Source organism: Streptomyces katrae (assembly GCF_002028425.1).
Taxonomy (GTDB): domain Bacteria; phylum Actinomycetota; class Actinomycetes; order Streptomycetales; family Streptomycetaceae; genus Streptomyces; species Streptomyces katrae_A.
Map to the genome: position 1 here is coordinate 5,033,381 of NZ_CP020042.1, position 18,791 is coordinate 5,052,171.

Annotated in this window: 18 protein-coding genes; 17 read left to right on the plus strand and 1 reads right to left on the minus strand. The window is 70.4% G+C overall.

Translation table 11 applies throughout. The features are described from left to right. Positions 1–120 precede the first annotated feature (120 nt). The 14 genes from B4U46_RS23130 to B4U46_RS23195 all read left to right on the plus strand — a co-directional run bounded on the left by B4U46_RS23130 (position 121) and on the right by B4U46_RS23195 (position 14,687). Positions 121–1,032 carry an ABC transporter permease gene (locus B4U46_RS23130; protein WP_237293354.1) on the plus strand — a complete coding sequence of 304 codons (912 nt, stop codon included), beginning with the start codon at positions 121–123 and terminating at the stop codon, positions 1,030–1,032. Between the two features lie 29 nt (positions 1,033–1,061). Next, entirely contained in the window at positions 1,062–1,991 is a 930-nt protein-coding gene (locus B4U46_RS23135; RefSeq protein ID WP_079429614.1) for an ABC transporter permease, read from the plus strand. A 17-nt stretch (positions 1,992–2,008) separates the two neighbouring features. Next, positions 2,009–3,064 (plus strand): ABC transporter ATP-binding protein, encoded by a 1,056-nt coding sequence (locus B4U46_RS23140; protein ID WP_079429615.1) that lies wholly within the window; start codon positions 2,009–2,011, stop codon positions 3,062–3,064. After that, entirely contained in the window at positions 3,057–4,202 is a 1,146-nt protein-coding gene (locus B4U46_RS23145; RefSeq protein WP_079429616.1) for an ABC transporter ATP-binding protein, read from the plus strand. Before B4U46_RS23140 ends, B4U46_RS23145 begins: the two co-directional genes overlap by 8 nt. Before the next feature lie 230 nt (positions 4,203–4,432). Next, positions 4,433–6,058 carry a peptide ABC transporter substrate-binding protein gene (locus B4U46_RS23150; protein WP_079429617.1) on the plus strand — a complete coding sequence of 542 codons (1,626 nt, stop codon included), beginning with the start codon at positions 4,433–4,435 and terminating at the stop codon, positions 6,056–6,058. Between the two features lie 88 nt (positions 6,059–6,146). Further along, positions 6,147–7,091, plus strand: coding sequence for a GNAT family N-acetyltransferase (locus tag B4U46_RS23155; RefSeq protein WP_079429618.1), 945 nt, complete (start codon positions 6,147–6,149; stop codon positions 7,089–7,091). 106 nt (positions 7,092–7,197) lie between these two features. Further along, positions 7,198–8,829, plus strand: coding sequence for a peptide ABC transporter substrate-binding protein (locus B4U46_RS23160; protein WP_079429619.1), 1,632 nt, complete (start codon positions 7,198–7,200; stop codon positions 8,827–8,829). A gap of 34 nt (positions 8,830–8,863) precedes the next feature. After that, on the plus strand, positions 8,864–9,787 hold the full coding sequence (locus tag B4U46_RS23165; protein ID WP_079429620.1) for an ABC transporter permease: 924 nt from the start codon (positions 8,864–8,866) through the stop codon (positions 9,785–9,787). After that, positions 9,780–10,784, plus strand: coding sequence for an ABC transporter permease (locus tag B4U46_RS23170; protein ID WP_079429621.1), 1,005 nt, complete (start codon positions 9,780–9,782; stop codon positions 10,782–10,784). The genes B4U46_RS23165 and B4U46_RS23170 overlap by 8 nt, the downstream gene beginning before the upstream one ends. 15 nt (positions 10,785–10,799) lie before the next feature. Continuing rightward, positions 10,800–11,774, plus strand: coding sequence for an ABC transporter ATP-binding protein (locus B4U46_RS23175; RefSeq protein WP_079429622.1), 975 nt, complete (start codon positions 10,800–10,802; stop codon positions 11,772–11,774). Beyond that, positions 11,767–12,828 (plus strand): ABC transporter ATP-binding protein, encoded by a 1,062-nt coding sequence (locus tag B4U46_RS23180; protein WP_079429623.1) that lies wholly within the window; start codon positions 11,767–11,769, stop codon positions 12,826–12,828. The genes B4U46_RS23175 and B4U46_RS23180 overlap by 8 nt, the downstream gene beginning before the upstream one ends. A 356-nt stretch (positions 12,829–13,184) precedes the next feature. Then, entirely contained in the window at positions 13,185–13,379 is a 195-nt protein-coding gene (locus tag B4U46_RS23185; protein WP_045952243.1) for a hypothetical protein, read from the plus strand. Between the two features lie 22 nt (positions 13,380–13,401). Next, complete coding sequence (gene mshB, locus B4U46_RS23190; protein WP_079429624.1) at positions 13,402–14,307, plus strand: N-acetyl-1-D-myo-inositol-2-amino-2-deoxy-alpha-D-glucopyranoside deacetylase; 906 nt, start codon at positions 13,402–13,404, stop codon at positions 14,305–14,307. Continuing rightward, entirely contained in the window at positions 14,304–14,687 is a 384-nt protein-coding gene (locus B4U46_RS23195; protein ID WP_079429625.1) for a DUF6113 family protein, read from the plus strand. The genes mshB and B4U46_RS23195 overlap by 4 nt, the downstream gene beginning before the upstream one ends. 260 nt (positions 14,688–14,947) lie before the next feature. On the opposite strand, the gene B4U46_RS39245 is transcribed toward B4U46_RS23195, so the two are convergent. Continuing rightward, positions 14,948–15,379: a hypothetical protein gene (locus B4U46_RS39245; RefSeq protein ID WP_237293083.1), complete on the minus strand. Its 432-nt coding sequence runs from the start codon at positions 15,377–15,379 to the stop codon at positions 14,948–14,950. A 500-nt stretch (positions 15,380–15,879) separates the two neighbouring features. On the opposite strand from B4U46_RS39245, the gene B4U46_RS39250 reads away from it, so the two are divergent. The 3 genes from B4U46_RS39250 (at position 15,880) to B4U46_RS23215 (ending at position 18,771) form a co-directional block, all read left to right on the plus strand. Then, the gene (locus B4U46_RS39250) at positions 15,880–16,884 is read left to right on the plus strand and encodes a peptidoglycan binding domain-containing protein (protein WP_237293089.1); all 1,005 of its coding nucleotides are present in this window, start codon (positions 15,880–15,882) and stop codon (positions 16,882–16,884) included. Between the two features lie 169 nt (positions 16,885–17,053). Then, positions 17,054–18,010 (plus strand): ABC transporter ATP-binding protein, encoded by a 957-nt coding sequence (locus B4U46_RS23210; protein ID WP_079429627.1) that lies wholly within the window; start codon positions 17,054–17,056, stop codon positions 18,008–18,010. After that, complete coding sequence (locus B4U46_RS23215) at positions 18,007–18,771, plus strand: ABC transporter permease (RefSeq protein WP_079429628.1); 765 nt, start codon at positions 18,007–18,009, stop codon at positions 18,769–18,771. Before B4U46_RS23210 ends, B4U46_RS23215 begins: the two co-directional genes overlap by 4 nt. Positions 18,772–18,791 lie beyond the last annotated feature (20 nt).

Consider the following 18,791-nt stretch of genomic DNA (forward strand, 5'->3'; position numbering starts at 1 on the left):
TCAGTCCCGGGCGCACCCCTTTGTCTCGTCGATCCGCGCCCGGATGCGGCCAATCTCCCGATCGGATGAAGCCGCCAACCCCCACGCTCGGTATGTGAAGGAGGCATCGTGGGAAGATATGTGATCCGGCGGCTCGGACAGATGGTTGTCGTTCTCTTCGGTGCGACGGTTATTCTCTTCTGCTGTCTTTTCGTGCTCCCCGGCGACCCTGTGGGCTCGCTCGGTGGTGACAAGGCCCGTGACCCGGCCGTGGTCGAGGCGCTCCGCGAGCGCTACGGCCTCAACGACCCGCTGCCCGTGCAGTACGGGAACTTCGTCAAGAACCTCGCGCAGGGCGACCTGGGTGAGGACTACACCCAGCGCCGGCCGGTGACCGAGGTCCTCCAGCCGAAGCTGGTGAACACCGCGGAGCTCGCTCTGGCGGCCATCGTCCTGGACATCGCGATCGGCCTGCTGGCGGGTCTGATCGCCGCGCTCTTCAGATACTCGTTCTGGGACGTGTTGATCACGCTCCTGACCACCATGGCCGTCGGCTTCCCGTCCTTCGTGATCGGCATGGTGCTCCAGAAGGTCTTCGTGGTCCAGGTCAAATGGTTCCCGCTGATCTCCGACGGCACGATGAAGTCGCTGATCCTGCCTGCCTTCACGCTGGCGATCCTCGACGCCGCCCTCGTGGCGCGGCTCATGCGCGGCACCATGCTCGAGGTGCTGCGGGCCGACTACGTCAAGACGGCCGTCGCCAAGGGCCTGCCCCGGCGGACCGTGCTCGTCAAGCACGTCATGCGCAACTCGATCATCCCGGTCGTCACGTACCTGGGTATCTCCTTCGGCTCGCTGCTCGGTGGCGCCCTGATCACCGAGGCCATCTTCAACTGGGACGGCATCGGTCTCGCCCTGGTGCAGGCGGTCCAGCAGCAGAACAACCCGATCATCATCGGCGTGGTGACCTTCGGCGTCGCCGTGTTCGTTCTGCTCAACCTCATCGTCGACCTCTTGTACGCGGTCCTCGACCCGCGCATCCGTCTCGCCTGATCCCAGGCAGCCCGTTCTAGGAGTTACCCATGACCGAGCTCACCAAGAGCACATCGGTGGCGGGGGACGCGACCGCACCGGCGCAGGCCGCGAACGCGGAGGCCGAACCGGCCGTCGCCCGCGTGACCCAGTGGGGCGAGATCCGCCACCGCTTCCTCGCGAACAAGCTGGCCGTCGTCGGCCTCGGCCTCGTCCTGCTGCTGTTCCTGACCGCGATCTTCGCTCCGCTGATCGCCCCGCAGGACCCGCTGGCCCAGGACCTGAACAACACCCTCCAGGAGCCGGGCAACGGTCACCTGCTGGGTACCGACGCCCTCGGCCGCGACCAGTTCTCCCGCATCATCTACGGCACCCGCATCGCCGTGGAGATCGGTCTCGCGTCGATCTTCCTGGCGTGCCTCATCGGCATCGTCATCGGCGCGCTGGCCGGCTACTTCGGCCGCGCCACCGACTCGGTGCTGATGCGCATCGCCGACGTCTTCTTCGCCTTCCCGCTGCTGATCGGCGCCATCGTCATCATCATCGCGATGGGCCGGGGCGTGATGCCGGTGATCATCTCGCTGGCCGTCTTCTCGTGGCCGACGGTCTCCCGTCTGCTGCGCAGCTCGATCCTGTCGGTCCGCGAGGCCGACTACGTGCTGGCCGCCCGCGCCCTGGGCGCGGACACCCGCCGGATCATCCTGCGGCACATCATCCCCAACTCCATCGCCGCCGTGATGGCCTACGCCGCGTTCAGCGTCGGCGGTGCCATCGTGGCCGAGGCCTCGCTGTCCTTCCTGGGCGTGGGCGTGAGCCCCGAGGTCCCGGAGTGGGGCAACATGCTCGCCGCCGCCAAGGACTTCATGGGGGTCAAGGACTTCCTGTGGACCTACCCCAGCATCGCGATCGTGCTGACGGTCCTTGGCTTCGTATTCGTCGGTGACGGGCTCCGCGACGCCCTCGACCCGAAGCTGCGCTAGAAGGGCGGCACCACCACATGACTGCTTCAAGCATCACCGCAGACGAGTCCCGCCCCAAGGGCGGCGACACCGAGGTGCCCGTTCTCGAAGTGCGCGACCTGCACGTCGAGTTCGCGACCCGTGAAGGCGTCGTCAAGGCCGTCAACGGCGTGAACTACAGCGTCTCCTCCGGCGAGACCCTGGCCGTGCTCGGCGAGTCCGGCTCCGGCAAGTCCGTGACCGCGCAGGCGATCATGGGCATCCTCGACTCGCCCCCCGGGCGGGTCGCCAAGGGCGAGATCCTCTTCCGCGGCGAGGACATCCTCAAGCTGCCGGAGAACGAGCGGCGCAAGCTGCGCGGCCCGAAGATGGCGATGATCTTCCAGGACGCCCTGTCCGCCCTGAACCCGGTGTTCTCCGTCGGCAACCAGCTGGGCGAGATGTTCCGCGTCCACCAGGGCATGTCGAAGAAGGACGCCACGGTCAAGGCCATCGAGCTCATGGACCGGGTGAAGATCCCCGCGGCCAAGAGCCGGGTCAACGACTACCCGCACCAGTTCTCGGGCGGTATGCGCCAGCGCATCATGATCGCGATGGCGCTCGCCCTGGAGCCGGACCTGATCATCGCGGACGAGCCCACCACGGCGCTCGACGTGACGGTCCAGGCCCAGGTCATGGACCTGCTGGCGGACCTGCAGCGCGAGTACAACATGGGTCTGATCCTGATCACCCACGACCTCGGCGTCGTCGCCGACGTCGCGGACAAGATCGCCGTGATGTACGCGGGCCGCATCGTCGAGCAGGCTCCCGTCCACGAGCTGTACAAGCGCCCCGCGCACCCGTACACCCGTGGTCTGCTGGACTCGATCCCGCGCCTGGACCAGAAGGGCCAGGAGCTCTACGCGATCAAGGGTCTGCCGCCCAACCTGCTGAAGGCCCCCTCGGGCTGCGCCTTCAACCCGCGCTGCCCCAAGGCGCAGGACATCTGCCGCACCGAGATGCCGCCCCTGCTCCAGGTGACCGAGCAGGACGGCACCGAGCTGGCCGGCCGTGCCAGCGCCTGCCACTTCCGCGAGGAGCAGCTCCATGGCTGAGTTCGACAAGAAGGATGACGCCGTGGACGCCACCCCCGGTATCAGTGAGGTCGAGGTCGTCGAGGCGGCCACCGAGACGGCGGCCGTGGCCGCCATCGAGGCGCCCGTCGAGCGCGGCGAGCCGATCCTGCAGGTGCGCAACCTGGTCAAGCACTTCCCGCTGACCCAGGGCATCCTGTTCAAGAAGCAGATCGGCGCCGTCCGCGCGGTCGACGGGATCTCCTTCGACCTGCACCAGGGCGAGACGCTCGGCATCGTCGGCGAGTCCGGCTGCGGCAAGTCGACCGTCGCCAAGCTGCTGATGCTGCTGGAGACGGCGACGTCCGGCGAGGTCTTCTACAAGGGCCAGGACATCACGAAGCTGTCGGGCAAGGCCCTCAAGGCCGTGCGCCGCAACATCCAGATGGTGTTCCAGGACCCCTACACCTCGCTGAACCCGCGCATGACGGTCGGCGACATCATCGGCGAGCCCTTCGAGATCCACCCCGAGGTGGCTCCGAAGGGCGACCGGCGGCGCAAGGTCCAGGAGCTCCTGGACGTGGTCGGCCTGAACCCCGAGTACATCAACCGCTACCCGCACCAGTTCTCCGGCGGCCAGCGACAGCGCATCGGCATCGCCCGCGGCCTCGCGCTCCAGCCCGAGATCATCATCTGCGACGAGCCCGTCTCCGCGCTCGACGTGTCGGTGCAGGCGCAGGTCATCAACCTGATGGCGAAGCTGCAGGACGAGTTCAACCTGTCCTACATCTTCATCGCGCACGACCTCTCGATCGTCCGGCACATCTCGGACCGCGTGGGCGTGATGTACCTGGGCAAGATGGCGGAGATCGGCACCGACGCGCAGATCTACGACCACCCGACCCACCCGTACACCCAGGCGCTGCTCTCCGCGGTGCCGGTGCCGGACCCGGCGGCCCGCGAGGGCCGCGAGCGGATCATCCTGTCCGGTGACGTCCCGTCGCCGGCCAACCCGCCGTCGGGCTGCCGCTTCCGCACCCGCTGCTGGAAGGCCCAGGACCTGTGCTCCACCGAGGTGCCGCTGCTGGCGGTCCCGGAGCGCTTCAAGGGCCAGGACACCGAGGCGGCGCACGAGTCCGCGTGCCACTTCGCCGAGGAGAAGACGGTCCTGCCCGTCTGACCCCCTCGCCACACCCCGCCGGGCACGGCCGCTTGCGGCCGTGCCCGGTCGGCGTTTGCGGGGCCCGGGGGCGTACCCGTACCGGCTCGGTAACGTGACGGCTCAGGTATGTTCTATGGGTCCGGGCGTCCCCGAGGATGGCCCCATCGAGCTCGCGTCTCGGGTCAAGCGCTGTGGGGAGCGTCGGCTCACGAGCACATCGACAGTGACTCCTGAGGAGGCAATTTCCCATGCGTGGAGCAACGCGCGCCCGATGGGCCGCCGGCACCGTCGTGCTGGCGATGGCCATGACGGCTTGCGGCGGCGGGGACGACCCGTCCGCCGAGGGCCGGATGGGCGGCCACATCACCGTGCGGCTGAGCGAGCCGCAGCACGGCCTGGTGGGCCAGAACACCGGCGAGTCCGAGGGCGCCGAGGTGCTGCACGCGCTGTTCACCGGCCTGGTCGCGTACGACAACAAGACCAGCGAGCCGAAGCTCGCGGTCGCCGAGTCCATCGAGTCGACGGACTCCAAGACCTGGACGATCAAGCTCAAGGACGGCTACACCTTCCACAACGGCGAGAAGGTCGACGCGCAGTCCTTCGTGCGCGCCTGGAACTGGGGGGCCAACCAGGAGAACGACGCCGAGGCGATGGGCTTCTTCTCCAAGATCGAGGGCTCCGACGAGCTGGCCCCGGGCAAGGGGAAGACCCCCACCGCCAAGGAGCTCAAGGGTCTCAAGATCGTCGACAGCAAGACCTTCGTGGTCACGCTGAAGGCGCCCTTCTCCCAGTTCAAGAACATGCTGGGCTACAACGCCTTCTACCCGCTGCCCAAGGCCTTCGAGGCGGACCCGCAGAAGTTCGGCGAGGCGCCGATCGGCAACGGTCCGTTCCAGATGGACGGCACGTGGGAGCACAACAAGCAGATCAAGATCAAGAAGTACGCCAAGTACCCGAGCGACGGCCGCGCCAAGCTCGACGGCGTCACCTTCAAGATCTACGACAACCTCGACGCCGCCTACGGCGACCTCAAGGCGGGCAAGCTGCAGATAGTCGACAAGCTGCCGGTCACCGCACTGCCCACCGTCTCCCAGGAGTTCGGCGAGCGCTACATCTACAAGCCGGAAGCCTCCATCGGCTACATCGGCCTGCCGCTCGAAGCCGACCCCGAGGCCTTCGGCAAGCCCGACGTCCGCAAGGCGATCTCGATGGCCATCGACCGGGACGCCATCGCGAAGAGCATCTTCAACGGCACCCGCAAGCCGGCCGACGACTTCATCAGCCCCATCGTCCCCGGCTACCGCAAGGGCGCCCTGGGCGAGGCCGGCCTCTTCAACCCGGTCAAGGCCAGGGAACTGTTCCAGCGCGCCGGAGGCATCCCCGGCAACAAGATGGAACTCGGCTACGAGGCCGACAGCGACAACAGGGAGTGGATCGAGGCCGTCGCCGCCCAGCTGAAGACCAACCTGGGCATCGAGGTCACCCCCAAGCCCTTCCCGAAGGCCGGCGACCTGCTGAACGCGCTGAGCGCCCAGCGGTTCGAGGGAGCCTTCCGCACGGGCTGGGCCATGGACTACCCGGCGGCCGAGGACTACCTGCGCCCGGTGTTCTCCAAGGAGGCCATCGCCAACGGCTCCAACTTCGGGCACTACAAGAGCGAGGAGTTCGAGGCGGCCCTCGCCGCGGCCGACCGCTCCACCGATCCGGCCGACAGCCTCAAGCTGTACCAGAAGGCCGACGACATCGTCATCCGGGACCTCCCGTACATCCCGGTCTTCACCTACATGTCGGCCGCCGCCTACGCCAAGAACGTCACCCACGTCGAGGTCGACGCCCAGGGCCGCATGGACCTCGCCAACGTCCAGCTCACCTGAGGCACCCGCCCGCCCCGCCCGCCCCCGCACGCACCGGGGGCGGGCAAAGCGGTTGCGGCCGCCCGCCGCGGCGGCCGACAGTGGCCCGATGGCCACCGACACGCTGACCGTCCGCCCGGCCGGCCCCGGGGACGCCCGGGACATCTGCGCCCTGCTCAACGCCGTCGACCTCGTGGAGATCGGCCGGCCCGAAACCGACCTCGGCACCGTCGAGGCCGACCTCAACCACCCCGACGTCGACCTCGCCACCGACTCCTGGCTCGCCTTCCAAGGCGGCCGCCTCGTCGCCTACGCCCTCGTCTGGGCCGACTCCGGACCCGGCCGGATCGACGGCGACCACTACGTCCTGCCCGGCCACGACCGGGCCGCACTGGCGCTGCTGCGCCGGATGGAGGACCGGGCCCGCCGGATGGCCTCCGGCACCGGACGCGGCGCCCGGCTCCGCCTCCAGCTCAACGTCCGCCCCACCCTCGACCTCACCCTCCTCACCGGCCGCGGCTACCGCAGCGTCCGCCGCTACCAGGTGATGACCCGCGCCCTCGGCCCGGCCGCCGACCTGCCGCCCGAGCCGCCCGCCGGCCTCGTGCTGCGCGACTGCGCCGCCGACGAGGCCGACCGCCGCCGCGCCCACGCCCTGGTCGAGGAGACCTTCGCCGCCCACTTCGGACACGTGGGGCGCGACTACGAGGCCTGGCTGGACCACGTCGACGGACGCCGCCTCGACTGGTCCCTGGTGTGGATCGCGAGCCTGCCCGGACAGGGCGACGCGGCCGTCCTCTTCTCCCGCGACGACCGCACCAGCATGGGCTGGATCAGCCACATCGGCGTACGCGAGGAGGTCCGCGGCCGGGGCGTCGGCGCCTTCCTGCTGCGCCACGCCTTCGCCGCCTTCGCCGCCCGCGGCCGCGACACCCTGGGCCTGGGCGTGGACACCCTCAACGAGAGCGGAGCCCTGGCCCTCTACGAGGCGCACGGCATGACCCTGCACTACGCCGTCGACACCTGGGACCTGCCTTTGCACCCCCAGGGGTGACAGGCGGGGGACGCGAGGGTGCAAAACGGCCAACCAGGAGTGAAAGCTGCCCTACATAGGGTGACATTGCCCCTAAGTGAGTCTTGGGACCCCTAGGAGGCAGTCCATGCGCGGAGCCACCCACGCCCAGTGGGCCGCATGTGCGGTGGCCGTCGCCCTCGCGGCGACGGCCTGCGGCGGCGGGAGCGACAGCGGCGGCGGTGGCGGTGCGGCGGGGATCGTCAGCTCCTCCTGGGGCGACCCGCAGAACCCGCTGGAGCCGGCCAACACCAACGAGGTGCAGGGCGGCAAGGTCCTCGACATGCTCTTCCGCGGCCTCAAGCGCTACGACGCCAAGACGGGCGAGGCCCGCAACATGGTCGCCGAGAAGATCGAGACCACCGACAGCCAGAACTTCACCATCACCCTGAAGGACGGCTGGAAGTTCAGCAACGACGAACCGGTCACCGCCCAGTCCTTCGTCGACGCCTGGAACTACGCGGCGGACGTGCGCAACAAGCAGAACAACGCCACCTTCTTCGCAGGCATCCGCGGCTACGACGACGTGCACCCCGCCTCCGGGGAGCCCAAGGCCAAGACCATGTCCGGGCTGGTGGTCAAGGACCCCAAGACCTTCACCGTCGCCCTGAAGTCGAAGTTCTCCACCTGGCCCGAGACCCTCGGCTACCAGGCCTTCTCCCCGCTGCCCAAGGCCTTCTTCACCGACCACTCCGGCTGGCTGAACAAGCCGGTCGGCAACGGCCCGTACACGGTGGACTCGTACACCAAGGGCACCGGCATGAAGCTGCGCAAGTGGGACGGCTACCCCGGCGAGGACAAGGCGCAGAACGGCGGCGTGGACCTCAAGGTCTACACGGACAACAACACCGCCTACACCGACCTGATCTCCGGCAACCTCGACCTCGTGGACGACGTCCCCGCGCAGCAGCTGAAGAACGTCAAGAACGACCTCGGCGACCGCTACATCAACCAGCCGGCCCTCATCCTCCAGACCCTCACCTTCCCGCTCTACGACCCGCAGTGGAGCAAGGAGGGCATGGACAAGGTCCGCCGCGGCATCTCCATGGCGATCAACCGCGACGAGATCACCGAGCAGATCTTCCGCGAGACCCGCACCCCGGCCAAGGACTGGACCTCGCCCGCCCTCGGCGACAAGGGCGGCTTCAAGTCCACGCTCTGCGGCGACGCCTGCAAGTTCAACCCCGCCGAGGCCAAGAAGCTCATCCAGGAGGCCGGCGGCCTGCCCGGCGGCAAGATGACCCTCACCTCGAACGTGGACACCGGCTCCCACCGCGACTGGATGGAGGCCGTCTGCAACAGCGTCAACAACGCCCTGGGCGAGGGCCCCGTCTGCACCGTCAACCCCATCGGCACCTTCGCCGACTTCCGCAACCAGCAGAGCGCCTTCAAGCTGACCGGCCCCTTCCGCTCCGGCTGGCAGGCCGACTACCCGCTCATCCAGAACTTCCTCCAGCCGCTCTACTACACCGGCGCCTCCTCCAACTACGGCAAGTTCAGCAGCCCGGACTTCGACAAGCTCGTCGACGAGGCCAACCAGGAGAGCGACACCGCCAAGGCCATCGGCAAGTTCCAGGACGCCGAGAAGATCCTCGCCGAGCAGATGCCCTCCATCCCCCTCTGGTACCAGAACGGCAGCGCCGGGCACTCCGAACGGATCTCCGACGTCGCCCTGAACCAGTTCAGCGTCCCCGTCTACAACGAGATCAAGGTCAGCTGACGCCCGCCGCCGAGCCCGACACCCTGGAGCATCCATGGGACGTTACGTGATCCGGCGGCTGCTCCAGATGATCCCCGTGTTCATCGGCAGCACCTTCCTGATCTTCTTCATGGTCTACGCACTGGGAGACCCGGTGGCGGCCCTCTTCGGGGACAAGGCCCCCGACCCCGCCACCGTCGCCCGCATCCGCAAGGACCTCTACCTCGACCGGCCCCTGTGGGAGCAGTACGTCCACTACATGGGGCAGATCTTCCAGGGCGACTTCGGCACGGCCTTCAACGGCCAGAAGGTCACCGAGCTGATGGGCACCGCCTTCCCCGTCACCCTCCGGCTGACCTGCGTCGCGATCCTCATCGAGATCCTCGTCGGCATCACCCTCGGCGTGATCGGCGGACTGCGCCGGGGCAAGGCCGCCGACACCAGCCTGCTGGTGGCCACCCTCGTCGTCATCTCCGTGCCCACCTTCGTCACCGGGTACGTGCTCCAGTTCCTCTTCGGCGTCAAATGGGGCTGGGTCCGGCCCACCGTCTCCCCGGACGCCCGCTTCGACGAGCTGATCCTGCCCGGCCTCGTCCTCGCCCTGGTCTCCCTCGCCTACGTCACCCGGCTCTCGCGGACCTCCATCGCCGAGAACGTCAAGGCCGACTACGTCCGCACCGCCGTCGCCAAGGGACTGCCGCGCCGCCGGGTCATCACCCGCCACCTGCTGCGCAACTCCCTCATCCCGGTGGTCACCTTCATCGGCACCGACATCGGCGCCCTGATGGGCGGGGCCATCATCACCGAGCGGATCTTCAACATCAAGGGCGTCGGCTACCAGCTCTACCAGGGCATCCTGCGCGGCAACTCGCCCACCGTCGTGGGCTTCGTGACCATCCTCGTCATCGTCTTCCTGGTGGCGAACCTGCTCGTCGACCTGCTCTACGCGGTCCTGGACCCGAGGATCCGCTATGCCTGAACCCGAGCGGCAGCCGCCCTACGACCCGCTGAAGCCGGGCGAGCACGAGGCCATCGCCCCGACCGGACAGGGAGGCGTCATGGACCTCGCACTGGAGGAGGCCGAAAGCCTGGAACAGCCCCTCGACCCCGGCCCCGGCGGCCCCCGCGAGCGGGCCCGCTCCCTGTGGTCCGACGCCTGGCACCAGCTGCGCCGCAACCCCGTCTTCATCGTCTCCGCCCTGCTCATCCTCTTCCTCGTCGTCATCTCCCTCTGGCCCCAGCTCATCGCGAGCGGCGACCCGCTCCACTGCGAGCTCGCCAAGTCGCAGCAGGGCCCCGCCCCCGGGCACCCCTTCGGCTACGACACCCAGGGCTGCGACGTCTACACCCGCACCGTCTACGGGGCCCGCGCCTCCATCACCGTCGGCATCTGCGCCACCCTGGGCGCCGCCCTGCTGGGCTCCGCGCTCGGCGGGCTCGCCGGGTTCTTCGGCGGCTGGGGCGACGCCGTGCTCTCCCGGGTCGCGGACATCTTCTTCGGGATCCCGGTCGTCCTCGGCGGGCTCGTGTTCCTCTCCGTGGTCACCAGCACCACCGTCTGGCCCGTGGTCGGCTTCATCGTGCTGCTCGGCTGGCCGCAGCTCGCCCGCATCGCCCGCGGCTCGGTGATCACCGTCAAACAGAACGACTACGTCCAGGCCGCCCGGGCCCTCGGCGCCGGCAACGCCCGCATGCTGCTGCGGCATATCGCGCCCAACGCCGTCGTCCCGGTCATCGTCGTCGCCACCATCGCGCTGGGCACCTACATCTCCCTGGAAGCCACCCTGTCCTTCCTCGGAGTCGGCCTGCGCCCGCCCACCGTCTCCTGGGGCATCGACATCTCCAACGCCGCCTCCCAGATCCGCAACGCCCCGCACATGCTGCTCTGGCCGGCCGGCGCCCTGAGCCTGACCGTGCTCGCCTTCATCATGCTCGGCGACGCCGTGCGCGACGCCCTCGACCCCAAGCTGCGCTGAGGAGTGAGCCGCCAGATGCTGCTCGAAGTCCGGGACCTGCACGTGGAGTTCACCACCCGCGACGGGGTCGCCAAGGCCGTCAACGGCGTGGACTACTCGGTGGACGAGGGCGAGACCCTCGCGGTGCTCGGCGAGTCCGGCTCCGGGAAATCGGTGACGGCCCAGGCCGTGATGGGGATCCTCGACATGCCGCCCGGCCGGATCACGGGAGGCCAGATCCTCTTCAAGGGCAAGGACCTGCTGAAGATGAAGGAGGAGGAGCGCAGGAGGATCCGCGGCGCCGAAATGGCGATGATCTTCCAGGACGCCCTGTCCTCCCTCAACCCCGTCCTCACGGTCGGCGCCCAGCTCGGCGAGATGTACGAGGTCCACCGCGGGATGTCCCGCAAGGACTCCCGCGCCAAGGCCGTCGAGCTGATGGACCGGGTGAAGATCCCGGCCGCACGTCAGCGCGTGGGCGACTACCCGCACCAGTTCTCCGGCGGCATGCGCCAGCGCATCATGATCGCCATGGCGCTGGCCCTGGAACCCTCCCTGATCATCGCCGACGAACCCACCACCGCCCTCGACGTCACCGTCCAGGCCCAGGTCATGGACCTGCTCGCCGAGCTCCAGCGCGAACTCGCCATGGGGCTGATCCTGATCACCCACGACCTCGGCGTCGTCGCCGACGTGGCCGACAAGATCGCCGTGATGTACGCGGGCCGGATCGTCGAGTCCGCCCCCGTCCACGCCCTCTACAAGACACCCGCCCACCCCTACACCCGGGGCCTGCTCGACTCGATCCCGCGCCTGGACCAGAAGGGCCAGGAGCTCTACGCCATCAAGGGCCTGCCCCCCAACCTCCTGGCCATCCCGCCCGGCTGCGCCTTCAACCCGCGCTGCCCCATGGCCCGGCCCGTCTGCCGGACCGAGGTCCCGCCGCTGGCGGAGGCCGGCCCCGACCGGACCAGCGCCTGCTTCTTCTGGAAGGAGTGCCTCGGTGCCTGAGCCCCTTCTGGAGGTCCGTGACCTCGTCAAGCACTACCCCCTCACCCGGGGCGTCCTCTTCAAGAAGCAGATCGGCGCGGTCAAGGCCGTCGACGGGGTCTCCTTCGGCCTCGCCGCCGGCGAGACCCTCGGCATCGTCGGCGAGTCCGGCTGCGGGAAGTCCACCGTCGCCAGGATGCTGGTCCACCTGGAACGCCCGACCGCCGGGGTCATCTCGTACAAGGGCGAGGACATCACGAAGCTGTCGGGCAAGGCCCTCAAGGCCGTGCGCCGCAACATCCAGATGGTGTTCCAGGACCCCTACACCTCGCTGAACCCGCGCATGACGGTCGGCGACATCATCGGCGAGCCCTTCGAGATCCACCCCGAGGTGGCCCCGAAGGGCGACCGGCGGCGCAAGGTCCAGGAGCTCCTGGACGTGGTCGGCCTCAACCCCGAGTACATCAACCGCTACCCGCACCAGTTCTCCGGCGGCCAGCGCCAGCGCATCGGCATCGCCCGCGGCCTCGCCCTGCGGCCGGAGGTCATCGTCGCGGACGAACCGGTCTCCGCGCTCGACGTCTCCGTCCAGGCCCAGGTCGTCAACCTCCTGGACCGGCTCCAGGCCGACTTCGGCCTCTCCTACGTCTTCATCGCGCACGACCTCTCCATCGTCCGGCACATCTCCGACCGGGTCGGGGTCATGTACCTCGGCCGGATCGTCGAGACCGGCACCGACACCCAGATCTACGACCACCCCACCCACCCCTACACCCAGGCCCTGCTCTCCGCCGTGCCGGTGCCCGACCCCGAGGCCCGCGCCCACCGGGACCGGATCCTGCTCTCCGGCGACGTGCCCTCCCCGGCCAACCCGCCCTCGGGCTGCCCCTTCCGCACCCGCTGCTGGAAGGCCGAATCCCGCTGTGCCACGGAGGTGCCGCTGCTGACCGTCCCGCCGGTCTTCCCGGCGGGCCCGGCGGCCCATCCGTCGGCCTGCCACTTCGCGGCGGAGCGGCAGGTGGTCCCGCCCCCGGGGGAACTCGCGCCCCCGCCGTCCCCGCTGACGGAGGAGTAGGGAGCGGGCTGGAAAACACCGGAGGGACCGATCATTTCCGGCCACCCCGCATAGTCCCCCCGGAGGGTGCCGATTCGGCTCCAACCCGCCCTCAGGGAGGGTGACTTGACCGATTCTGCCCCGAGTTCCGGCCTCGGCCGGCGGGGCGGGATACGGCCGCACGGGCGCCGGCGGGCGCGCAGGCCTCCCTCACGGCTCCGCCACGCCCCCGGGCGTGCGCGGTATGCGCCCCTCGTGCTGCCGGAATTCGACCGATGCGCTGGTACGGATAGTTATGATCCGTAGCGCACGGTGGGTATGAATCGCCGAGCACGAGTACGCGTACCGATGTCCGCTCGACATGGAGGTGAAACGCCGTGGCACTATCGATCTCGGCCGTGGTGCTGCTGGCGATCGTCGTCTTCCTTCTGGTCCGGAGGTCGGGACTGAAGGCGGGGCACGCGTTCGTCTGTGTACTGCTCGGGTTCTACCTGGCGAGTTCGACGGTGGCTCCCACCCTCAGCCAGCTCACCTCGAACGTGGCGAGCATGATCAGTGGCCTCAAGCTGTAGGGCGGCCTCGTAGGCTGGGCCCATGAACGGTCTTCCCGCCCGTCGTCTGCTGCTCGTGCACGCGCACCCGGACGACGAGTCGATCAACAACGGCGTCACCATGGCCAAGTACGCGGCCGAGGGCGCCCATGTCGCGCTGGTGACCTGCACCCTCGGCGAGGAGGGCGAGGTCATCCCGCCCGAGCTGGCCCACCTCGCGCCGGACCGCGACGACACCCTGGGTCCCTTCCGGGTCGGCGAGCTCGCCGCCGCCATGAAGGAGCTCGGGGTCGCCGACCACCGCTTCCTCGGCGGCGCCGGCCGGTTCCGCGACTCCGGGATGATGGGCGCCCCGCAGAACGCCCGCCCCGGCTCCTTCTGGGCCACCGGCGTGGACGAGGCCGCGGGCCACCTCGTCGCCGTCATCCGGGAGCTGCGCCCCCAGGTCCTGGTCACCTACGACCCGGACGGCGGCTACGGCCACCCCGACCACATCCAGGCCCACCGCGTCGCCATGCGCGGCGCCGAGCTGGCCGCCGACCCCGCCTACCGGCCCGAGCTGGGCGCCCCGCACGCCATCGCGAAGGTCTACTGGAACCGGGTGCCGCTCTCCGCCGTCGAGGAGGGCTTCGCGCGGCTGCGCGAGCTGGGCAACGAACTGCCCTTCCCGGGCCTGGCGACCCCCGCCGACGTCCCGGGCGTGGTCCCTGACGGGCGGATCACCGCCGAGATCGCCGACGCGGAGGGCGAGCGGGTGCTGGTGGAGGCCAAGGCGGCCGCCATGCGGGCGCACGCCACCCAGATCGCCGTGGACGGCCCCGTCTTCGCCCTCTCCAACGACCTGGCCCAGCCGTTGTTCGCCCGCGAGTACTACGAGTTGGCCGTGGGGGAGTCCGGGGCCCCGGCCGGGACGCGCGAGCGGGACCTCTTCGCGGGGGTGGAGGCGTGACCACGGCGCTGACGGCGGGGCGGATCGCCGCCCTGCTGGGCCTGCTCGTCGCGGGCGCCGCCACCGGACTGGCCGGGTGGCTCGTGGTGGACCTGTGGTTCCCGGCCGGGCTGGTGCTCGCCGTACTGGCCCTGCTCGGGCTGTTCCTGGGGGCCCGGATCGCCCTCGGGGGCGGGCTCGGCGTGGGCGTCGCGGCGGCCGGCTGGTTCCTCTCGTACGTCCTGCTCGGTGTCCCGCGCCCCGAAGGGGACTTCCTGCTCGGTTCCTCCGGAATCGGTATGTACGCATACCTTTTGGGCGGGAGTGCGGTCGCTGTGATCTGTGCCACGATGCGCGTTCCCGTGGAACCGCCGGTTTCGGCCCCGAAACCGCGCGGCTGACGGGCCGCCGAACTCCGCCACCCTCCGATCGGGGACGGGTTGCGGGGGTTTGACGGGCCCTCGGGGGAGGACCTGCGGAGGGCTAAGGGGAACCTTTCATTCCCCTGGGACAGTTGCGTGCGCGCGGCGGCCAGTATGGTGGACGGGCCGCCGAGCTGCCCGCGCACGGCACGCGGGCGGCGGAGCCAACCGGGAGAACCTGCCTTGAGTCGTGAAACCGACAGTTCGCCCCCCGGGCCCGTAGGGCACGGTGGAGCCGCCTACCCCTCGGGTACGCCGCCGTACGGAACCGGCCAGTCCGCGCCCACGTCCCTGCCGCCCCGGCCTGGCGCGACCGCCCCGGAGGAGAATCCTGTGAGTTCGAACCCGTCCACGCCCGACACCGACGGGCCGAAGACCGAGACCACCCTGACGACCCGGATCCGGATCAACATCCCGGGTTCGCGGCCGATCCCGCCCGTGGTCGTCCGCAAGCCGGTGAAGGACGGCTCCGCGGAGCCCGCCCCCGGCTCCGCCGAGTCGGTCCCGGCCCCGGCCCCGCGCGGCCAGGCCCAGCCCCCCGTGCGCGCCGCCCTGCCGGAGCGGCCCACGGGCCAGACGCCCGCGTCCGCCGCGGCCCCGCAGGCGCCCGCCCCGGCCCCGCAGGCCCCGGCCGAGGCGCCGTCGGGCGGCGGCTGGTTCGCCCCGCGCAAGGCGGCCGCGCCCCCGCCCGCGGCCCCGGCGCCCGCCGCGGCCTACGGCTCCTCCGCGCCCCGCCCCGGCAACGGCGCGGGCGGCCCGATGGGCGGCGGCTTCGACGCCGGCCCCGCGGGCGCCCCGGGCCACGCCCCGTACGAGGGAGCCGGCACCGGTGCGGGATTCGCGCCCCCGGCCGCCCCCGGCCTTCCGCAGCGGCCCGCCCCGCCCCCGGTACCGGCGCGGGTGCCGGCTTCGCGCCCGCCCCCGCCGTCGGCGGACCCGGCGCCGGCTCGGCCCCGGGCTACCCGGCGTACGACGGCGGCCCGTCCACCGAGGCCTTTCCCGCCTTCACGGAGCCCTCCGGCCCCACCGGCGGGCCCGCGCTGGGCACCGTGCCCGTGGGCGCCGACGAGACCCCGCGCTGGCCCGGTCCCGAGGCCCTGGACACCCCCGCTCCGGGCGCCCCCGGCCCGGCCCGGCCGCGCCGCCGCCCGGCCCGCAGCCGCCCCGGTCGATGCCCGCCCCGGCCCCGGCCGGGAAGTCCGGCAAGGCGGCCCCGGCCGGCAAGCCCGCCAAGAAGAAGGGCCGCTCGAAGCTGGTCCTGCTCGGCGGCGCGGTCCTCGGCCTCGCCGCCGTGGCCTACGGCGCCGGGCTGCTGATGAACCACTCCGACATCCCCAAGGGCACCAAGGTGCTCGGCGTCGACATCAGCGGCAGCCGCGACGACGCCGTCGACAAGCTCCAGACGGCCTTCGGCAAGCGCTCCGCCACCCCGCTCCAGGTCACCGTCGGCGGCAAGACCGTCGAGCTGAAGCCCGAGAAGGCGGGCCTGACCCTCGACAGCCAGACCACCGTCCGCAACGCCACCGGCAGCGACTACAACCCGGTCACGGTCATCGGCTCGCTGTTCGGCGTCGAGCGCACGGCCGCCGCCGTCATGCCCGTCGACGAGGAGAAGCTGAAGGACTCCCTCCAGGAGCTCGCCGGCACCGCCGGCACCGCCACCGAAGGCACCATCACCTTCGACACCGGCAAGCCCGTCGCGGTCCCCGGCAAGGCCGGCACCAGCCTGGACGTGGACGGCTCCATGGACAAGGTCACCAAGGCCTTCCGCGAGCTCGTCGCCAACGGCAAGGCCGCCCCCGTCGAACTCCCCACCGCCACCAAGGAACCGACCATCACCCAGGCGGAACTGAACCGGGCGATGAAGGAGTTCGCGGAGCCCGCCATGTCCGCCCCCGTCACCGTCAAGGCGGGAACCAAGTCCCTGGCCTTCGGCGCCAAGTCCCTGCCCAAGATCCTCAGCATGGCCCCCGTACAGGGCAAGCTCGTCGAGAAGTACGACCTCGAGGCCCTCAAGGCCACCTACGGCAACGCCTTCGACGGGGTGCTGATCACCCGGGGCACCGGCGCGAAGACCCCCGTCACCCCGCAGGACGTCGTAGGCGCCCTCGGCAAGGGCCTCCTCGGCAAGACCCCGGCCGAGCGCGTCGTGACCATCGACACGAACGCCAACTGAGTCCCGGCGCCGGCGTGTGGAGCCCCTTCCCGGACCCGGGAAGGGGCTCCACACGTCCCCGGAACCCGGCCTGACCAGGGGTGTCACCCCCTTCGCATGACATCTGTCATGCAGCTGTCACGACTGGAGACACTGCCGCGCGGACCTCCGTCCGCGAGAAGCTCGGTGCATGACGACGACGACCGCGACGTACTCCGGAACACCCGGACCCGCACGAGGTGCCGGCCACGGCACCGTGGTGAGCTTCCAGAACGTGACCAAGAGCTACGGCCAGGTCAGGGCCGTCGACGGCCTCACCCTCGAACTCCACCCGGGCGAGACCGTCGCGCTCCTCGGCCCCAACGGCGCCGGCAAGTCCTCCACCCTCGACCTGCTCCTGGGCCTGCGCCCCGCCGACTCCGGCACCGTCAGCCTCTTCGGCACCACCCCCCGCGAAGCCCTCGCGGCCGGCCGGGTCGGCGCCATGCTCCAGAGCGGCGGCCTGATGGAGGAGGTGACCGTGCGCGAGCTCGTCACCCTCGGCTGCGCCCTGCACCCCCGCCCCTACCCGGTGGACGAGGTGCTCTCCCGCGCCGGCATCGAGGAGATCGCAGGACGCACGGTCAACAAGCTCTCCGGCGGCCAGGAGCAGCGCGTGCGCTTCGCGCTCGCCACCGCCGGCCACAACGACCTGATCATCCTGGACGAGCCCACCACGGGCATGGACGTCACCTCCCGCCAGGCCTTCTGGGCCACCATGCGGGAGCAGGCCGCCCAGGGCCGCACGGTCCTGTTCGCCACCCACTACCTGGAGGAGGCGGACGCCATCGCCGACCGGGTACTGGTCCTCAACAAGGGCCGGCTGCTCGCCGACGGCACCGCCGCCGAGATCAAGGCCAAGGCCGGCGCCCGGAAGGTCGCCTTCGACCTCCACGGCGAGATCGACGAGCAGATCCTGCGCGCCCTGCCCGCCCTGACCTCCTTCGAGGTCAACGGCACCACCGTGCGCCTGCAGTCGCGCGACGCCGACGCCACCGTGCACGCGGTGTACGCGCTCGGCCTCTACCCCCGCAACCTGGAGGTCGCGGGCCTCGGCCTGGAGCAGGCCTTCATCGCCCTGACTGAGGCCGAGGAGGCCACCCGATGAGCACGTCCCCGAACGCCGGCACCCTCCAGCTGGTCAAGCTGGAGATCACCCGCGCCCTGCGCAACAAGAAGTACCTGTTCTTCACCGTCCTCTACCCGGCCGCCCTCTTCCTGATGCTCGGCGGCACCCTGGACGGCACGACGAAGGTCTACGGCACCGAACTGACCATGCCGGCCTTCTACATGGTCGCCATGGCCTCCTTCGGCGCCCTGACCGCGGTCCTGGTCGGCAACAGCGAGCGCATCGCCAAGGAGCGCGAGAAGGGCTGGGTGCGCCAGCTGCGGCTGACGGCCCTGCCCGGCCACGGCTACGTGCTCGCCAAGACCGCCAGCGCCGGCGTGCTCTCCCTGCCCTCCATCCTGGTCGTCTTCGCGGTCGCCGCGTTCGGCAAGGGCGTCCGGTTCGAGGCCTGGCAGTGGCTGGCCCTCACCGGCTCCATCTGGGCGGGCAGCCTGGTCTTCGCCGCGCTGGGCGTGGCCGTCGGCTACCTGGCCACCGCGGACAACGTCCGCCCGCTCACGATGCTGATCTACTTCGCCCTGGCGATCCTCGGCGGCCTGTGGATGCCCACCGCGAACTTCCCGCAGTGGCTGAAGAACATCTGCGAGTGGCTGCCGACCCGCGCCTACACCGGGCTCGGCCAGGCCATCGAGCTGGGCGGCGCCCCGCACGCCAAGGACGTGGCGATCCTCGCGGTGTACTTCGTACTGTTCACGGGTGCGGCCGCCTGGCTGTACCGCAAGGACTCACTGAAGGCGTAGGAACGTGGCGCTGACGCACG

Excerpts from the sequence above, each read along its gene's own strand:
- B4U46_RS23135 (WP_079429614.1), top strand. The coding sequence starts at position 1,062 with ATGACCGAGCTCACCAAGAGCACATCGGTGGCGGGGGACGCGACCGCA.
- B4U46_RS23140 (WP_079429615.1), top strand. The coding sequence starts at position 2,009 with ATGACTGCTTCAAGCATCACCGCAGACGAGTCCCGCCCCAAGGGCGGC.
- B4U46_RS23145 (WP_079429616.1), top strand. The coding sequence starts at position 3,057 with ATGGCTGAGTTCGACAAGAAGGATGACGCCGTGGACGCCACCCCCGGT.
- B4U46_RS23150 (WP_079429617.1), top strand. The coding sequence starts at position 4,433 with ATGCGTGGAGCAACGCGCGCCCGATGGGCCGCCGGCACCGTCGTGCTG.
- B4U46_RS23155 (WP_079429618.1), top strand. The coding sequence starts at position 6,147 with ATGGCCACCGACACGCTGACCGTCCGCCCGGCCGGCCCCGGGGACGCC.
- B4U46_RS23160 (WP_079429619.1), top strand. The coding sequence starts at position 7,198 with ATGCGCGGAGCCACCCACGCCCAGTGGGCCGCATGTGCGGTGGCCGTC.
- B4U46_RS23165 (WP_079429620.1), top strand. The coding sequence starts at position 8,864 with ATGGGACGTTACGTGATCCGGCGGCTGCTCCAGATGATCCCCGTGTTC.
- B4U46_RS23170 (WP_079429621.1), top strand. The coding sequence starts at position 9,780 with ATGCCTGAACCCGAGCGGCAGCCGCCCTACGACCCGCTGAAGCCGGGC.
- B4U46_RS23175 (WP_079429622.1), top strand. The coding sequence starts at position 10,800 with ATGCTGCTCGAAGTCCGGGACCTGCACGTGGAGTTCACCACCCGCGAC.
- mshB (WP_079429624.1), top strand. The coding sequence starts at position 13,402 with ATGAACGGTCTTCCCGCCCGTCGTCTGCTGCTCGTGCACGCGCACCCG.
- B4U46_RS39250 (WP_237293089.1), top strand. The coding sequence starts at position 15,880 with ATGCCCGCCCCGGCCCCGGCCGGGAAGTCCGGCAAGGCGGCCCCGGCC.
- B4U46_RS23210 (WP_079429627.1), top strand. The coding sequence starts at position 17,054 with ATGACGACGACGACCGCGACGTACTCCGGAACACCCGGACCCGCACGA.
- B4U46_RS23215 (WP_079429628.1), top strand. The coding sequence starts at position 18,007 with ATGAGCACGTCCCCGAACGCCGGCACCCTCCAGCTGGTCAAGCTGGAG.